This window comes from Paenibacillus sp. P4_A7 (assembly GCF_056402455.1).
In genome coordinates this window covers 1-15,685 of sequence record NZ_JBFUHJ010000183.1, presented here as the reverse complement: position 1 = coordinate 15,685, position 15,685 = coordinate 1, and the positions used below count along the sequence as shown (strand labels likewise).

The 15,685-nt window shown below is 41.3% G+C and carries 19 protein-coding genes and 1 other annotated feature; of the genes, 14 read left to right on the top strand and 5 right to left on the bottom strand.

Going from position 1 to position 15,685, the window contains the following annotated elements; all coding sequences use genetic code 11:
- Window positions 1-3 precede the first annotated feature (3 nt).
- The 8 genes from AC1DWN_RS19680 to AC1DWN_RS19645 all read left to right on the top strand — a co-directional run bounded on the left by AC1DWN_RS19680 (window position 4) and on the right by AC1DWN_RS19645 (window position 6,501).
- Complete coding sequence (locus tag AC1DWN_RS19680) at window positions 4-774, top strand: sugar phosphate isomerase/epimerase family protein (protein ID WP_477560603.1); 771 nt, start codon at window positions 4-6, stop codon at window positions 772-774.
- A 59-nt stretch (window positions 775-833) separates the two neighbouring features.
- Window positions 834-1,853: a Gfo/Idh/MocA family protein gene (locus tag AC1DWN_RS19675; protein WP_477560601.1), complete on the top strand. Its 1,020-nt coding sequence runs from the start codon at window positions 834-836 to the stop codon at window positions 1,851-1,853.
- A 297-nt stretch (window positions 1,854-2,150) separates the two neighbouring features.
- A complete protein-coding gene (locus AC1DWN_RS19670) occupies window positions 2,151-2,471 on the top strand; it encodes a PadR family transcriptional regulator (RefSeq protein ID WP_477560600.1) in 321 nt (106 codons plus the stop codon).
- Entirely contained in the window at window positions 2,468-3,025 is a 558-nt protein-coding gene (locus AC1DWN_RS19665; protein WP_477560599.1) for an HAAS signaling domain-containing protein, read from the top strand. Before AC1DWN_RS19670 ends, AC1DWN_RS19665 begins: the two co-directional genes overlap by 4 nt.
- Window positions 3,022-4,032, top strand: a complete 1,011-nt coding sequence (locus AC1DWN_RS19660) for a DUF4097 family beta strand repeat-containing protein (RefSeq protein WP_477560598.1) — start codon at window positions 3,022-3,024, stop codon at window positions 4,030-4,032. The genes AC1DWN_RS19665 and AC1DWN_RS19660 overlap by 4 nt, the downstream gene beginning before the upstream one ends.
- Window positions 4,033-4,234: 202 nt before the next feature.
- Window positions 4,235-4,924, top strand: a complete 690-nt coding sequence (locus AC1DWN_RS19655; protein WP_477560597.1) for a peptidoglycan recognition protein family protein — start codon at window positions 4,235-4,237, stop codon at window positions 4,922-4,924.
- Window positions 4,925-5,155: 231 nt separating this feature from the next.
- Window positions 5,156-5,869: a hypothetical protein gene (locus AC1DWN_RS19650; RefSeq protein WP_477560596.1), complete on the top strand. Its 714-nt coding sequence runs from the start codon at window positions 5,156-5,158 to the stop codon at window positions 5,867-5,869.
- Complete coding sequence (locus AC1DWN_RS19645; protein WP_477560595.1) at window positions 5,866-6,501, top strand: 3D domain-containing protein; 636 nt, start codon at window positions 5,866-5,868, stop codon at window positions 6,499-6,501. Before AC1DWN_RS19650 ends, AC1DWN_RS19645 begins: the two co-directional genes overlap by 4 nt.
- A 61-nt stretch (window positions 6,502-6,562) precedes the next feature.
- On the opposite strand, the gene AC1DWN_RS19640 is transcribed toward AC1DWN_RS19645, so the two are convergent.
- Window positions 6,563-7,393 (bottom strand): polysaccharide deacetylase family protein, encoded by an 831-nt coding sequence (locus AC1DWN_RS19640; protein ID WP_477560594.1) that lies wholly within the window; start codon window positions 7,391-7,393, stop codon window positions 6,563-6,565.
- A 142-nt stretch (window positions 7,394-7,535) separates the two neighbouring features.
- Between AC1DWN_RS19640 and AC1DWN_RS19635 the strand changes: the two genes are divergently transcribed.
- Window positions 7,536-8,507 (top strand): alpha/beta fold hydrolase, encoded by a 972-nt coding sequence (locus tag AC1DWN_RS19635; RefSeq protein WP_477560593.1) that lies wholly within the window; start codon window positions 7,536-7,538, stop codon window positions 8,505-8,507.
- Entirely contained in the window at window positions 8,504-9,391 is an 888-nt protein-coding gene (locus tag AC1DWN_RS19630; RefSeq protein ID WP_477560592.1) for a fumarylacetoacetate hydrolase family protein, read from the top strand. Before AC1DWN_RS19635 ends, AC1DWN_RS19630 begins: the two co-directional genes overlap by 4 nt.
- A gap of 113 nt (window positions 9,392-9,504) precedes the next feature.
- Here AC1DWN_RS19630 and AC1DWN_RS19625 read toward each other — a convergent pair whose 3' ends face one another.
- Window positions 9,505-10,767 (bottom strand): methyl-accepting chemotaxis protein, encoded by a 1,263-nt coding sequence (locus AC1DWN_RS19625; RefSeq protein WP_477560602.1) that lies wholly within the window; start codon window positions 10,765-10,767, stop codon window positions 9,505-9,507.
- Between the two features lie 439 nt (window positions 10,768-11,206).
- Here AC1DWN_RS19625 and AC1DWN_RS19620 point away from each other — a divergent pair, with 439 nt between their 5' ends.
- Window positions 11,207-11,611: an O-methyltransferase gene (locus tag AC1DWN_RS19620; RefSeq protein ID WP_477560591.1), complete on the top strand. Its 405-nt coding sequence runs from the start codon at window positions 11,207-11,209 to the stop codon at window positions 11,609-11,611.
- A gap of 213 nt (window positions 11,612-11,824) precedes the next feature.
- Window positions 11,825-12,082 (top strand) — a binding site (T-box leader).
- A 158-nt stretch (window positions 12,083-12,240) separates the two neighbouring features.
- A complete protein-coding gene (gene trpS, locus AC1DWN_RS19615; RefSeq protein WP_477560590.1) occupies window positions 12,241-13,230 on the top strand; it encodes a tryptophan--tRNA ligase in 990 nt (329 codons plus the stop codon).
- 39 nt (window positions 13,231-13,269) lie between these two features.
- Here trpS and AC1DWN_RS19610 read toward each other — a convergent pair whose 3' ends face one another.
- Window positions 13,270-13,446, bottom strand: a complete 177-nt coding sequence (locus AC1DWN_RS19610) for a hypothetical protein (protein WP_477560589.1) — start codon at window positions 13,444-13,446, stop codon at window positions 13,270-13,272.
- Window positions 13,447-13,579: 133 nt separating this feature from the next.
- Between AC1DWN_RS19610 and AC1DWN_RS19605 the strand changes: the two genes are divergently transcribed.
- Window positions 13,580-13,792 (top strand): small, acid-soluble spore protein, alpha/beta type, encoded by a 213-nt coding sequence (locus tag AC1DWN_RS19605; protein ID WP_477560588.1) that lies wholly within the window; start codon window positions 13,580-13,582, stop codon window positions 13,790-13,792.
- Window positions 13,793-13,940: 148 nt separating this feature from the next.
- Here AC1DWN_RS19605 and AC1DWN_RS19600 read toward each other — a convergent pair whose 3' ends face one another.
- Window positions 13,941-14,927 (bottom strand): metal-dependent hydrolase, encoded by a 987-nt coding sequence (locus AC1DWN_RS19600; protein WP_477560587.1) that lies wholly within the window; start codon window positions 14,925-14,927, stop codon window positions 13,941-13,943.
- A gap of 87 nt (window positions 14,928-15,014) precedes the next feature.
- Between AC1DWN_RS19600 and AC1DWN_RS19595 the strand changes: the two genes are divergently transcribed.
- On the top strand, window positions 15,015-15,299 hold the full coding sequence (locus AC1DWN_RS19595; protein ID WP_477560586.1) for a hypothetical protein: 285 nt from the start codon (window positions 15,015-15,017) through the stop codon (window positions 15,297-15,299).
- Window positions 15,300-15,310: 11 nt separating this feature from the next.
- Here the strand turns inward: AC1DWN_RS19595 and gerQ are convergent.
- On the bottom strand, window positions 15,311-15,685 hold a 375-nt coding region (gene gerQ, locus AC1DWN_RS19590; RefSeq protein ID WP_477560585.1), incomplete at its 5' end, for a spore coat protein GerQ.

The following is a 15,685-nucleotide window of genomic DNA, read 5'->3' as shown; positions in this document are numbered from 1 at the left end:
CACATGGGAAGAATGGGCATTGGTTTACAGTTATACACGCTTCGTGATGAAACGGCAGTAGATTTCGAAGGTACGCTTCGTAAAGTAGCGGCAATGGGCTATGAGGGTGTTGAGTTTGCAGGTTATGGAGATATCAAGGCTGAAGCTATGCGTGATTTGCTTCAGGAGCTTAATTTGAAAGCAATTGGCAGTCATATTGGCATACATCTATTAGAAGGGAACTTGGATGCTGAAATCACTTATCTTCAAACGATCGGTGCTAAATACGCGATTTGTCCATGGCTTCCAGTAGATTCACGCGATTCGGATGCGTTCCGTCAGCATATTACAAATTTTGAGCAATATGGTAAACGCTTCAGTGAAGCTGGAATTCAATTCGCATACCATAACCATGATTTTGAATTCGCAGTGAAAATTGATGGTCAAATCGTATTCGATGCTATGTACGAGCGCATTGATCCTAAATATTTGCAGGTAGAAATGGATATTGGTTGGGTGCAATATTCAGGCGTAGATCCGCTTGCCTATATCGCGAAATACGCAGGCCGTTTGCCGCTTCTGCATTTGAAGGATTTCTTGAAAGGCGAAACTGGCAAACAAATTGACACGGTAGAGCTTGGTCGTGGAGATCTTCCATTACTGCCTATTATCGATGCTGCTGCTAATGCATCTGTCGAGTGGTTGATTGTTGAGCAGGATACTTGTACGAATCCGCCGCTTGAGGCTGTTGCTGAAAGTATGGCATGGATGAAGGAAAACTTTTTGAAGGTATAAATTGGGGAAAGATGGACAAACCTCCTTCAATATAAAACAGATAAAGGCAGGGAATTATAATGTCAAAAGTACGTATAGCAGTCATTGGTTGTGGATCCATCTCTAAATACCGTCATATCCCAGAATATGCAGCTCATGAAAATGTTGAGTTTGTAGCATTTGTTGATCCAATTATCGAACGTGCGCAGAAATACGCAGATCTACATGGCGGCAAAGCATTTACAGATTTTGAAACAATGCTTGCAGAAGTAAAGCCTGACGCAGTTAGTGTATGTACACCAAATGCGCTGCATGCTCCTATGTCCATTGCAGCAGCTAATGCTGGAGTACATGTACTTGTAGAGAAGCCAATGGCGGTAACAGATGCTGAAGCTGAAGCGATGATTGATGCTGCTAAGAAAAACGGTGTACATTTGATGGTTGGCCATAACCAACGATTCATGCCGCCGCATGTGAAAGCAAAGCAAATTTTGAATAGCGGAGTGCTAGGTAAAGTACTTACGTTCCGTACTTCCTTCGGGCATCCAGGTCCAGACGGCTGGAGTATCGATGGAGCAAGCAGCTGGTTCTTCCGTAAGAAAGAAGCTATTATGGGCGCAATGGGCGACCTTGGCGTTCATAAATCCGACCTTATTCGCTGGATGCTAGATGATGAAGTATCTGAAGTTGCAGGTTTTGTAGGTACGCTTGATAAGCCAACAGATGTTGACGATAATGCTTCCTGCCTGCTTCGTATGAAGAGCGGTGCAATTGGTACACTCGTTGCTAGCTGGACTTATTACAAAGGTGAAGACAACAGCACCATCCTATGGTGTGAAAATGGCGTAATGAAAATCGGTACGCACCCTGACGATCAAGTTATTGTAGAGCTGCGCAACGGTACTGTTGAGAAACATAAGGTTGGCAATATTTCGACCAATGACAAACAGGAGACAAGTGGTGTTGTAAATGCTTTCCTTGAAAGTATTTTGACGAACACAACTCCAGCAGTTAGCGGTGAAGATGGCCGTGCTTCCTTGAAAGTTATTTTGTGCGCATTCGAATCGCAAGCAACTGGTAAATTTATTAGCGTAAACTAATTTCTTATAGAATACCTCTGACGAACGAGCGAAAGCCGTAACGACAGAGGTATTCTTTTTTGAACACTATCTTGCAATGTAGAATACTATGTGGTAAATTATGTTTAGTAAGCAAAGGTTCGGCAGGCTATTAAACACTACACACTAGTAAACATTACAGTATAGTTGGTTTACGAAGTAAGTTTTGCATTCGCAAAACAAGGCTTATGCTTACGAAGTAAGTTTTGCATTCGCAAAACTAAGCTTATGCTTTCGAAGTAAGTTTTGCATCCGCAAAACTTTGAGAGGAGTTTAAAAATGAACATTCAATTTAAAAAAGGAGTACTTGAAATCTGCGTCCTCGTTTTAGCAACACGAGGGGATCGATACGGTTACGAGTTAGCTGTCAAAATATCAGAGAAATTCGAGGTGGCGGTTGGCAGTGTTTATCCGCTGCTGAATCGATTGACGCAAGAGGGATATTTTACAACTTATTTAAAGGAATCGTCTGAAGGTCCACCTCGCAAATATTATCATTTATCACCAGAGGGCTGGGATCATATGCGTCATTTAATTGCAGAATGGGATGATTTTACGAAGGCGGTCAACGAAATTATAGAGGAAGGAATTAAACCATGACTATAAAAGATAGTTACATGCTAGAGCTTGAAAGTTTATTGAAGGTTATACCGGAAGCGAAGCGCAAAGAGTGGTTATATGATTATTATTTACATTTTCAACAGGCCGTTGAGAACGGACAAAGCGAAGCCGATGCTGCACGTGAGCTCGGTGATCCTAAACAAATTGCAAATGAGCTGCTTCTAAGCTACAGAGTTGTTGAGGCGGAAACGAATAAGAGTTTTGGTAAGCTGTCTCGGGCTGTATTTGCAACAGTGGGACTTGGTCTATTCAATATTATTTTTGTAATCGGACCGTATATTGGGATTGCAGCTACTCTGTTTGCCCTATGGGTATCAGCGGCGTCAATTGCGTTGGCGGGTGTCGCAGCTATTGTAGAAAGCTTGTGGTCAGGTACGCTTTCTATAGCACAAGCATTATCCGTTGGGCTCATATGCATTTCAATTGCGATATTGCTCTTACTAGCTTTGAAAGTGCTGACGAAACACTTTTTTGCAGCCACTTTAAAATATCTACAGTTTAATACTCGGATCATTAGGGGGAATTCCAAGTGAAGAAGTTTGTAGCTATAGCTTTAATTATGCTGGGTGTAGGCATTGTAGGGGCGTTGATATCTTTTGATTGGAAGAATATGAATACTTTCGGGACGGAGCCCCTACTGATTGAGAAGACTATACCTGCCGCGTCCATAAAGTCGATAAATATTAATAGCTCGAGCGTCAGTACTGATGTTATTAGAGGAACTACCAATGACATTAAAGTAAGTATTGAAGGTAGAGCAAGTAAAAAATATTTGGAGCGCTTTAAGCTGGAAACTAAAGTTGATGGGGACACCGTTAATATCGAAGGAACTTTTACAGAAGGATTTAACTTTGGCATAAATATTGTAGACGTTGACATGGTTGTTGAGCTTCCTGCTCGTCTTTGGGATGCAGTAGACATTAAGTCTAAGAGCGGGAATATAGAGGTTGAGAGCTTGCAAGCTAATTTGGTAACGATAAAAAATAGCAGCGGCAATGTAGATGCAGATGAGGTGCAAGCGGAGTCGGTAACAATAGAAAGCGGTAGTGGCAATGTGGATACTGAGCAAGTGCAAGCGAGTTCGATCACAATCGGAAACAGCAGCGGTAATGTAAAAGCGAATGACGTATCTGCCAAAACGATTTCACTGCAGTCAAAGAGCGGTAATGTGAAAGCAGAGAATTACAAGGCTGAGCAGATGACTGCTAAAACGAGCAGCGGCAATATTAATCTGGATGATGGAACGGGTATCGTAAATGGTGAATCAAGTAGCGGCAATATTCGTATCGAAGCAGAAGAATTGCTGCACGATGTGAAATTGGAAACGAAAAGCGGAGAAGTGAGTATAAGCGTAGAGAAAGAGCCACAGTCGGCCGCAGTTAGCTTTCGTACCAATTCAGGAGGTCGCAGCATCAAATGGAAGTCCTATGAAGTCGAGAATGACAATGATGAAATATTCAGTGGTGTAATTGGGGACGGTAAAATAAAGATAGATGTAGAAACGTCCTCAGGTGGATTAAAGCTCTCAAGTAATAATTAGGAACAATTGAAATTACGAATAAGAATATGAAAATGATGATAGCTCCCTTTTTGCTGCTTGGACAGCGCAGAGGGAGTTTTTTTTGTGATAAGAAAGTAAAAATTTCAAACTGCAGCTTGCACTTGGTACAAGCAACCGGTTCGAATAATTTAATTTGTGCATAACATATAAGAACTTTTTCTATGAAAGGAAGTGTAGCTTTATGGTCGTCGAGCGTAAATACTTCCGTAGGTTCACTTATGCGGAATATGTAGAGTATTTGAAGACGTATATATCCAAAGTTAAGTTCTCAGAGGTTCATGTACATGGGACATGGAAGCCAACCATTGCAGATTTCAATAAGGCGACGGATAAGATGAAAATTATTCAGGGCATGTGGAGATTTCATGCTGTAACAAATAATTGGGGTGACATTGCACAGCATGCTACTATCGATCCTGACGGTTATATTTGGGAAGGTAGATCGTTGCTTGAGCCTCCCGCATCCTCGGTAGGTTTTAATGATTCCGATGTTGACGGCGTTCATCCTTATATGTTTGAAATGATCGGTAATTTCGATATCGGCGCAGAGAAGCTGGAGGGTTCGCAGCTGGCCACGGCGGTCAAGCTTACAACTGCTGTTACGACCTTGTGGAAGCTATCGGAAAACGAAATCAGGTTTCATCGTGAGATGAATCCTCAAAAAACATGTCCAGGTAGTGGAGTAAATAAAGCTTCATTTGTGAAGTTAGTGCGAGAGTGGAGAAGCTCAGAATTGAGCGCTGCAGATGCGAATAAAATCATTGCTAATTTGCTTTCACCAGCATGGTTTGCTGCCAAAACGAAAGCAGAGAAGGATGAAATACATCGATTAGCAAATGAATTACGTAGATCAAGTGGTCAACTCATATAAATGGCGTTTATATATGATTAGCACATTCTCATAAAGCAGTCATAGTGCTAGTTTGACACCTATTTTTGCGTATTTACCAGTTATTGTGTCATGAAACGCCCGAAATCCCATGATAAGATAAGTGGCGTCAGGAAGAACGAGGCGCATACAAGACAAGCGCAATGCTTAACTAAAGCGTACGTGCTTAACGTTTTGTATAGAAAGACAAACACTATCTAGGAGGATGATTTCATGAAAATGCAACCAATACGTGTAGGTGTYGCTAGTATAATCGCAGCAACGTTGATCGGTGTAAGTGGTTTTACAGCTCCAACGGCAAGTGCAGAAGCTGCTGTGAAAACGAACTCCACAATTCAGCTGTTTTCTTTTAATGAAGATGCGATAAAACAAATCTCTCAAAAATGTGGTATAGATCTAAGTAAGCTGACGCTTAATGGCATAACGATTAAGTGGCCAATTTTTGGCGGAACGATTAATAAGCCTGACACAGGAACAAAGCCTGACACAGGAACAAAGCCTGACACAGGAACAAAGCCAGATACAGGAATAAAGCCTGACACAGGAACAAAGCCAGATACAGGAACAAAGCCTGACACAGGAACAAAGCCAGATACAGGAACAAAACCAGAAACAAAACCAGATCCTGCCCCGACGCCACCGAACAATGGTTCAAATAATGGCAATGCGGGTACAGGCAGCGAATCGAATGCGGGTCTAAGCGCATTCCAATCCCAAGTCATTGATCTAGTGAATCAAGAACGTGCTAAAGCCGGATTGTCAGCGTTGAAGAACGATACGCTTCTAACTAAGGTAGCAACCGAGAAAGCAAGAGATATGGATGTAAACATGCAAGCGTTAAGGGCGCATTGTTGGCCCTTAACGCTTTTTTTATTAAAACGAAAAAAATGGTTCAAGTACATAAATTTGAGGAGGAATTTTAAATGAAGAAGACTACATTTACGGCGGCTGTAATAGGGTTGTCTTTGATGATGACGGCAGGAACGGCAAGCGCTGCTGCTAAAACACATGTAACAAACGACACGGATACATTTTGGAAGGTTTCAAAGCAATATAACGTATCTGTAGATTCATTGCTTGATGCGAATTCGAAAATCGATCCGTTAAATATCTATAAAGGATTAAAGCTAACGATTCCGACAAAGGATGTATCGGCTTCATCTAAACCGAATGCAACGATTCTGAATCAATCAGGAGCAGGAATGACTATTAAGGGAACGGATGGAAAAACTTATTCCTACTCTAAAGCTCTTAATGTACAAGCTACAGCATATACGGCAGCTGCATCTGAGAATGGAAAATGGGGAGCGGTGGATTACTTCGGCAATAAGCTGAAGGTCGGTACTATTGCTGTTGATCCTAAAATGATTCCGCTTGGAACAAAGTTATATGTTACTGGGTATGACTATAATGGTTTACCAACAGGCGGTATGATTGCTACTGCAACTGATATTGGCGGCTCCATTAAGGGAAATCGAGTTGATCTATTTGTTCCAGGTACAACGAGCCAAGCGATGAAATTTGGAATTCAAGATATAAAGGTTTATATCATAAAATAAAAGAAAAAACGGCAGCTTTTCCATTATGGAGAGCTGCCGTTTTTTTGACTTATTGCACATGTTATCGCTGTGCAGATTGACTCACGAGCTCGGGAAGTGTTACAAGCTCATACCCTCTGTTGCGCAGCAGCTTAATAAGCTGGGGTAGAGCCTCTATGGTGCCAGATAAGTTTTGTTTGCTTCCCCCCCCAGCATGCTGCAAAATGATAGATCCAGGCTGCAATGTTTTTCTAATATTCTTAAGAACGATTTCGCTGTCTGGGTTATTTCTCCAATCATTAGAATCAACATCCCAATTAACGATTGTAAAACCGGCTTGCTTACTCCATTTCACCTGCTGAGGAAGCATTTCTCCGTATGGGGGTCTTATAAAATGCGGCGAATATCCGATCAAATTTTTTATAATCGTGTCTGTTTGCCAAATTTGCTTACGATAGTTAACGAGAGATAGCTTTGACATTACAGCATGATCGTAAGAGTGGTTACCAATGATATGTCCTTCATTATGTATTCGTTTCACGAGTGAAGGATTTTTGGCTGCGCGGTTGCCAACAACAAAAAATGTGGCACACACGTCATATTTAGCCAAAATATCAAGAATTGCAGGTGTCACTCTTGGGTCTGGAGCATCGTCGAATGTCAGGGCTACTCGTCTTTTATTACGTGGTCCATTCAAAATATATGCGCTGGGGAACTGTTTATGAAGTGTAACCCAGGACATATCAGCGGCCCTTTTTTTCTTGCTTGCTTTAGTCGGATGGGATAGCGTTTGCTTTAAATCGTCTCTGAAAACATTGGACATTGCGGTATGGGTATGATTCATTATCGGTAATCCAATCAACAAAACGATCACAGCTATTGATGACATTACTTTACGAATCTTTGACCACATGTTTTCTCATTCCTAACGCGTAATTGTAATAGCACTACGCCGCTATTTTACCCAAGTTAATTCCTTTCATGCACTTTACAAGAAAATAGAGGTAACGTAAAATTGATACAATTAACATTTATTATGTAAAGGGGATATTTAGATGCCAGCACTAGACATGCCAATCGAGCAGTTAAATAATTATGAAGGAGTTAACCCGCGCCCTGCTGATTTTGATGCTTATTGGGAACACGCATTAGATGAAATGAAAGCGGTTGATCCAAAAATTGAACTCATTCCAAGCAGCTTTCAAACACCGCTTGCTGATTGCTTTGACCTCTATTTTACAGGTGTTCGCGGTGCTCGTATTCATGTGAAATATATTCGTCCAAAAGGAATAAAAGATGCTCATCCGGCCGTTGTCATGTTTCATGGCTACACAGGCTCTGCTGGAGATTGGACGGATAAGTTATCCTACGCTTCGCTGGGATTCTCGGTGCTTGCTATGGATTGCCGCGGGCAAGGTGGATCATCTCAAGATAGTGGTCATGTATTAGGGACTACATACCAAGGACATATTATTCGTGGACTTGACGACGCTCCTGACAATTTGCTTTTCCGACATATTTTCCTCGATTGTGCACAACTTGCAGGTATTACGATGAATCTGCCTGAAGTCGATGCTGATCAGGTGTATGCAACGGGTTGGTCTCAGGGTGGTGCACTTACTATAGCTTGTGCAGCATTAGAGCCGCGTGTGAAAAAGCTAGCACCTGTATACCCATTTCTAAGTGATTATAAGCGAGTATGGGATATGGATTTAGCGAAGGACGCCTATCAAGAGATTCGCACTTATTTCCGCAATCATGATCCTCAACATAAGCGTGAAGCAGAGATTTTTACAACGCTAGGTTATATCGATATTCAACATTTAGCAAGCCGGATTAAAGGAGAAGTGCTGATGGGTACAGGTCTAATGGATTCGGTTTGTCCACCGTCAACACAGTTCGCTGCTTACAATAAAATTACATCTACCAAAAGAGTTGAAATATACCCTGATTTTGGACATGAAGGTCTACCTGGTTTGAGTGATAAGATCATTACATTTCTTCTTGATGGGAATAGCAGAAGATGAAGTTACTCCAGTTTAAACAAAATAATAAGGAATGTTTAGGTATTAAAGTAGAGGCTGGTATTATAGATGTTGCTGTGGCAGCTGAACGATTCAATGTACGCGCACCAGAATCGATCGATGAGGTTATTAGGGGCGGTGGAGCCAGGATAGTCGAACTCGAAGCATTAATTGTCGCAGCAAGTAATGATCCTGGGCAAGCCTATATGCTGGATGAATCTTCTCTTTCTTTTGCCCCTGCTGTAAGTAATCCTCAAAAAATCATTTGCATCGGTCTCAATTATCGGAAGCATGCAGAAGAGACGAAAGCAGAAGTACCGACTTCGCCTATTATATTTAATAAATTTGCTAATGCGCTAAGTGCGCATGGCGATTATATACAGCTGCCGCATACGAGTAAAGAAGTTGATTATGAAGCAGAACTCGCAATTATCATTGGAAAAGAAGCCAAGAATGTTGATGAAGCATCTGCACTTGAGTATGTATTTGGCTACAGCTGTGCGAACGATCTGTCTGCACGTAATTTGCAGCGCCGTACCTCCCAATGGCTGTTAGGCAAAAGCTGTGATGGGTTTGCTCCGCTTGGCCCGTATATCGTAACTGCTGACGAAATCAGTAATCCCGATCATTTGTCCATTACCTGTCACGTTAATGGAGAGCAACGTCAGAATTCTAATACATCAGATATGATATTCTCTTGCAGCGCCATCATCAGTTATATTTCTCAACATATGACACTAGTCCCTGGTGATGTTATTTTAACCGGGACACCTGAAGGGGTAGTCATAGGCTATCCAAGAGAACAACGTGTATATCTAGCTCCAGGTGACGTGGTTGCGGTACAAATTGAACAACTTGGCGAACTCATTGTCACGATGATATCGTGATAATGTGAGGAATAGGACAGACGATGAATGAAACGAAAATAAAGCCTCTTGAATAAGTGAAAAAGCCTACTCGTTTCCGAAATTCGGAATAAACGAATAGGCTTTTTTATGACTTATTTCATTTTGAATACTTGAATAGTACGTTGCAGCTGAGTAGACATGGTGAGCATCCGCTCGGTTTCTTCAACAACGCTTTGAACAGAAGAAATCTGCTCGTTCATAGATGCAGATACTTGCTCTGTTCCAGCAGCGGATTGCTGTGTGATAGCCGAAATGTTCTGAATGGCTCCGGAAATTTTGCGAGCACTTTCCAGCATTACATCACTTTCTTCTGAAAATTTGTAGATTTGTTCTGTGATGAACTGAACACTGTGAACGATTTCGACGAATACTTGCTCGGATTCGCGAATTCGATCCGATTGCAAATGAACCACTTCTTCATTAATCTTCATGTTGGTAATCGTATGTTGAATACCATCATCAATGCTTTTGACAAGCTGATAAATTTGTTTCGTTGATGCTGAAGATTCTTCAGCCAACTTGCGAACCTCTTGGGCAACAACCGCAAAGCCTCTGCCATGTTCACCCGCTCGTGCTGCTTCAATGGAAGCGTTAAGTGAAAGTAAATTTGTTTGCTCAGCTAAGTCAGAGATCGTTTTTGTTACAGCGGAAATTCCCTGTGCTTTGCGTGCAAGTTCTTCTATCGTTTGAGACACTTTAGTAGTTGCCTCTACGTTGCGACGCATTCCTTCTGCTTGTACTTCAAGCGCTTGACGACCTTTGTCAACAAGGTGAAGCGCTTGCTCTGAACGTACGTTCATTTCCTTAGTTGAACTCGCGTAAGCGGCTACCTTCATTTCGATCTCATTAATGGACTCGCTCATGTCTGTAACATCTTCTGAAATTTCATTGGCACCTGTAGCCAGTTCATTAGAAGAAGCGGCAACCTGCTCCATTGCTGTCTTGATATTATTGTTTTTGTCAAAAATACTACGGCTTGTATCAGCTACATGGCGAGTAATACTTGATGTTTCTGTTAAAATTTCACGAAGCTTATCTACCATGCTGTTGAAAGCATGTCCTAGCTCACCTAGAGCTAAAGAGGATGTTGTATCAATTTTTTGTGTGAAATCTCCTTTGGAGATGCGGAAGGCTGCTCCCGACATTTCATCGAAGGATTGATTAATGGCCTTTTCTACAACGGAAATAATTGGATAAGAAACAATAGCAAGAACAATGATGGCGATAATACCTGCGACTATTGAACCACCAGATAAAAGTAAAACAAGAAACAATGCGATAGCAAAGAGTAATAAATTGAAATAGGTCGTGATTAAAATCTTATTGCGCACCGATAACGAATAATAATATTGGATCATTATGTAAGCGCTCCTTTTATTAGATTATCCATATTATAGCACCTGCTGCGAAATTGGTCTATCCTTGTCGAATTTATAAATAACGACATAAAATTAGTAACCGCAAGCGGTTTTTCGGAAAATACCAATAACGTTTTCGGTGTAATTATAACTAGAAAATGATACCATTATCCATGACATTTTAAAATTAGGTTTTTAAACATACATGATCTTACAATTATATCGGTTTAGGCGTGGTTAAAGTCACAATTAGTGGAAATAAATACACAATAAAATGATGTGTTTATCGTTGTTTGACGAATTTAGTCGGAATAATGGATAATTTTTATAAAAAAATATCGAAAATGTATTGTAAATGATAAAAAGTACCTATATAATATGCTTCAAGACCTATATGGTAACGAATTGAAAATATGAATAAAGGAGGAATGAATGTATGGAAGTAGATTCGGTATCTCTAGCTCGTCAGGTTGATTTTGTGTTTAAGCAGTTGGAGGTAGAGTTAACAAATGCTACTGCAGGTACTGTATTGATTCACATTCGTAATAATGCTGTAGGCAAGTTCGGTCTAAGGCATCACCCAATCGAGAGTAAAAATGGGAAATTTGAAGGTGAAGGTCAAGGTTTGACAGCGACACAGGTACAAGCCTTTCGCCAAATGGCAATTGATGCTCTGAAGTACAGACGCGATTGGTCGCACGGTGAGATTATGTATGATTTCGCCGTTCGTTCAAGCGCAAACTCCTGGTCGGCGAGTGTTTTATACGAATCGAATTACAACATGGCAAACTGGAATTCCCGCTATTATCCGAAACAGCAAGGGTTACGGGATTATAAATAAACGAACTAAGGGGCTTTATAAGTAGAAAATCTACTTATGAAGCCCCTTTACTTATGATTTTTATTGATCAGCATGTTCGCAATCACAGCCTGGTGTCTTTTTACCCATACGCTTCTGAAGTGCGGAATAAGCCTGATATATAGCAGCTGCATAAAGTCCAATTGCTGATCTTTCTAAAATCTTGACATAACTTCTTCTGAGAGTATAATTATTTTAAATGCAATGATGGGAACAAGTAAGCTCGACTGGATTGCTCACAGAAAGCCGGTGGTTGATGTAAACCGGTGCAAACCACGATGCTGAATGGGCCCCGGAGCCTATGAACGGAACTCGGCAGCAATAGCAGCTGAAAATGTTTGTACGGATGCTCTCCGTTACAGAGCAAATAAGGCTTATGGATTAATCGCCGCAAAGTAATAGTCGGCGAACCATTAGCGAATTAGGGTGGCACCACGGTCCCTCGTCCCTTGCGGCGGGGGTTTTTTGCGTTTTTTAATAGATAAGAATTTATAAGTTTCCACTTATAAATGTGCTTATCTATCTACGCTAAACGAACGTTTATGCCGCCAAGGAAGGCGACAGCCGTTTATGCTTGTAATAAAATAAAAAATAAAAGGGGTAAAAGGACAATGAAGAAGGTACTTTCGGGCATTCAACCTAGCGGACAGCTTACACTTGGCAATTATATCGGGGCAATGCAAAACTTTGTAAAGCTACAGGAAACAGAAGAATGCTACTTTATGGTTGTTGATCTACATGCTATTACGGTTGCTCAAGATCCAGCTGCTTTAAGGGAGCAAACAGAAACGGTGGCTGCACTATATATTGCGGCGGGTATTGATCCGCTCAAAGCTAATGTATTTGTACAGTCACATGTGCGCGCACATGCGGAGCTTGGCTGGTTGCTTACGACATTGACTAATATGGGTGAGCTCGAACGAATGACGCAATTTAAAGACAAATCGGCTGGCAAGGATTCTATCGGGGCAGGCTTGTTCGTTTATCCGTCACTAATGGCAGCAGATATTTTAGTATATAATGCTAATCTTGTTCCTGTTGGCGATGATCAGAAGCAGCACTTGGAGCTTACACGCGATCTGGCTCATCGTTTCAATTCAAGGTTTGGTAATTACTTCACAATCCCAGAACCTTATATTCCTGAGGTTGGCGCACGTATAATGTCATTGGATGATGCAAGCAAAAAAATGAGTAAAAGCAATCCGAACGAAGGAAGTGCTATTAAGCTTCTTGATCCTCCAGCAGTGATTCGTAAAAAAATAAGTCGGGCAACAACAGATTCGGGAAGAGAAGTGAAATATGATCCAGCGAATAAGCCAGAAATCAGTAATTTAATGAGTATTTATGCGCTTTGCGCTGATATGACAACCAGTGAGATTGAGGCACAATATGAGGGCCAGGGTTATGGACCATTTAAAAAGGATCTCGCTGAGCATGTGGTATCCGTTATTGAGCCTTTACAAGCTAGGTATAGTGAAATTCGCAGTTCAGGAGAAATTCATAACATTCTCAAGCAAGGTGCGGAGCGTGCATCGATCGTAGCTGAGCGCACCTTGGCTGATGTGAAGGAACGAATGGGATTCCTGCTGCCTCGCGGTTAACAGACTGAAATGATCAGAGCTGATGTGAGATTATTCACGTCAGCTCTGCTGTTTTCGGCGTATGCGTGCCCGTATAATAAAACCAGCTCCAGTAGTTAATAGCGTTAGAATAGAGAAAAGTAATACGAGCCAACCACTGTGACTAATCGATATAGCAGTAGCGCTCATAAGTAGAGTTACTAATACGGCAAACAGTAAAGATAGCGGTTTGGACATGGTGTCGTCTCTCCTTCAAAAATCGTCAATATATTTTTTTAGATTGAAGCATAGATTCCTGACGCGTGCACATAATAAGTTTGCAAGCTTGCAACACACATTAAAGTGCAGGAGACGAAAGGAGAAATACCTAATGGCAGGAAGCAGAAATCAACTTATCGTTCCACAAGCAAGTCAAGCTCTTCAACAAATGAAACTTGAGGCAGCTCAAGAGCTAGGTGTTCAAATTCCTCAAGATGGCTATTACGGTAATGTTTCAACTCGCGATGCAGGCTCTCTTGGAGGCTATATCACGAAAAAGCTAGTACAAATTGCTGAACAACAATTGTCTGGCGGAGCCCGTTAATCGCTTTTCATACACAATGATAAATCGAAGCCCAAGGCGTGCCTTGGGCTTCTTTTTATATTACACGTTTCAGAGTAAAAAAAAAAGGAAAGTCATCTCCCCATTTTGAGGGAAACAGCTTTCCAGCGTTATTGTTATTAAATATTCGTTAATAAGTATCCATGCGCAATCTCTTCATTAAACGTTCATCACTGAGCCAACCGACATAAGAACCGATTGTTTCAAATTGCTTATTCATAAGCAACACCCCAACAAAAGGATATTGCTTGCGATGGCGATATCGGACATCTGACCATCTAACTTCATAGCCCCATTGATGCTCAAGTACATCGGCACAGGCGAAGCTTGTGAAGTATAAGAACGCGCGAATTGCGGGATCATTTTTGGATTGAGCGACAGCGGAATGAGATGAGCATTTTACATGATCGATCCATCCTAGAGTTCCATTGCGCAAATTACCAATCATATAACTGCCATCTTTGACTTGCTTTACAACATTCCAAACTGATAATGATATGGTTGGTATTGCAAAATATACATCGCCAGTCTGGTGTTCCTGATCTATTGCAATGAGCTTTCGCACGGTATGTTTTGCTGCCAAGGTTCTCCATACGTAATAAATGGCAAGGAATAAATAAATGATCGGAAATAATACAGATGGATTTACGAATCCGCCTGCCCAAAGTAAAATGGCTAATACATGCACAGTGAAAATGATGGGATCGAATATATGGATAATGTTCCAAGATATCCATTTTTCTGTAAATGGCCTCATCGCCTGAGTGCCGTAAGCATTAAATAAGTCGGTAAATACGTGAAGACTAACCGCAAGAAGTACCCAGCTTCCGATATGAAGCCAAGGCAGTCCGCCTTTATATAGAAGCTGTAGGATGCCAGTTATAAGAATGGTCCATATAGCTATAGCGGGCAAGGAATGTGATATTCCACGATGGTTGCGGATATAGGTGRCATTTCCTTTAAACTTAAGCAGTGTGTCTAAATCAGGTGCCATGGAGCCAGCGATAGTGCCAATGAGTACAGCTGTAAGTAGTGTATGATTTGATCCGATAATGGGATCTACTGTTGCGAGACCAGCAAGTCCTATACCCATGACAAGATGCGTGCCTGAATCCATGTAGAGTCCTCCTAATTGAAATGATTAGGAATAGTATCTTCGAATTCAGTGGATTTTATCATTCTAATTTAAAGGAGACTAGGGTAAATGTACATTTGTTTTGCAGAATATAAAATTATGTCTGAACATCGGGAAAGCTTCCTTACTTTTACGAAGGATCTGCTCGAATCGACCACGAACATTCGTTTATATGAAGGGACTGATCAGTCCAACTTATTTGTTGAAGTATGGCAGGCGGATACAATCGAAGAAGCCGATCAAATCAAAAAAGAACGCTGCGATGAGCGTTCTCCTTGGTATCGCATATCGGAATGGATAGATGGTGGTAAAAATAAATTGCATGTTTGGTCATTTAAGCCTGCACACAATTGAACTAGGAAATATTAACGACTTGAATTAGCTGTTCCAATTGTTGCAGTGCCGAGCGGCGTGCTAGAGCTTACAACAGTGCCGTGGAAAGGGTACTCGTAAGCAATTGGCTCATCAAACGTTACGTAATCTAAATTTAGAGTTAATAGTAAGTAGCGCATACCAGTGGTAGGATCGCTAATAACAATATGGTCACGTCCAGCCGCTTCAATGATTCCTTTAAAGATTTTAGCGTTCCATTCGCGGTTATTCTCATAAGTCATATAGAAGGTTGCCATTTTGCCACGGTTAAGACGTAAAATGTTTTCAACATAGGATTCTTCAACAGCAGGCATAGTGACAATGTTGCCTCCTTGTGGTGTAACGAAGGCGCCGCTCGGTACGTTAGG

Coding starts and splice junctions, on each gene's coding strand:
- AC1DWN_RS19680 (WP_477560603.1), top strand. CDS start 4: ATGGGAAGAATGGGCATTGGTTTACAGTTATACACGCTTCGTGATGAA.
- AC1DWN_RS19675 (WP_477560601.1), top strand. CDS start 834: ATGTCAAAAGTACGTATAGCAGTCATTGGTTGTGGATCCATCTCTAAA.
- AC1DWN_RS19670 (WP_477560600.1), top strand. CDS start 2,151: ATGAACATTCAATTTAAAAAAGGAGTACTTGAAATCTGCGTCCTCGTT.
- AC1DWN_RS19665 (WP_477560599.1), top strand. CDS start 2,468: ATGACTATAAAAGATAGTTACATGCTAGAGCTTGAAAGTTTATTGAAG.
- AC1DWN_RS19655 (WP_477560597.1), top strand. CDS start 4,235: ATGGTCGTCGAGCGTAAATACTTCCGTAGGTTCACTTATGCGGAATAT.
- AC1DWN_RS19645 (WP_477560595.1), top strand. CDS start 5,866: ATGAAGAAGACTACATTTACGGCGGCTGTAATAGGGTTGTCTTTGATG.
- AC1DWN_RS19640 (WP_477560594.1), bottom strand. CDS start 7,393: ATGTGGTCAAAGATTCGTAAAGTAATGTCATCAATAGCTGTGATCGTT.
- AC1DWN_RS19635 (WP_477560593.1), top strand. CDS start 7,536: ATGCCAGCACTAGACATGCCAATCGAGCAGTTAAATAATTATGAAGGA.
- AC1DWN_RS19630 (WP_477560592.1), top strand. CDS start 8,504: ATGAAGTTACTCCAGTTTAAACAAAATAATAAGGAATGTTTAGGTATT.
- AC1DWN_RS19620 (WP_477560591.1), top strand. CDS start 11,207: ATGGAAGTAGATTCGGTATCTCTAGCTCGTCAGGTTGATTTTGTGTTT.
- trpS (WP_477560590.1), top strand. CDS start 12,241: ATGAAGAAGGTACTTTCGGGCATTCAACCTAGCGGACAGCTTACACTT.
- AC1DWN_RS19610 (WP_477560589.1), bottom strand. CDS start 13,446: ATGTCCAAACCGCTATCTTTACTGTTTGCCGTATTAGTAACTCTACTT.
- AC1DWN_RS19605 (WP_477560588.1), top strand. CDS start 13,580: ATGGCAGGAAGCAGAAATCAACTTATCGTTCCACAAGCAAGTCAAGCT.
- AC1DWN_RS19595 (WP_477560586.1), top strand. CDS start 15,015: ATGTACATTTGTTTTGCAGAATATAAAATTATGTCTGAACATCGGGAA.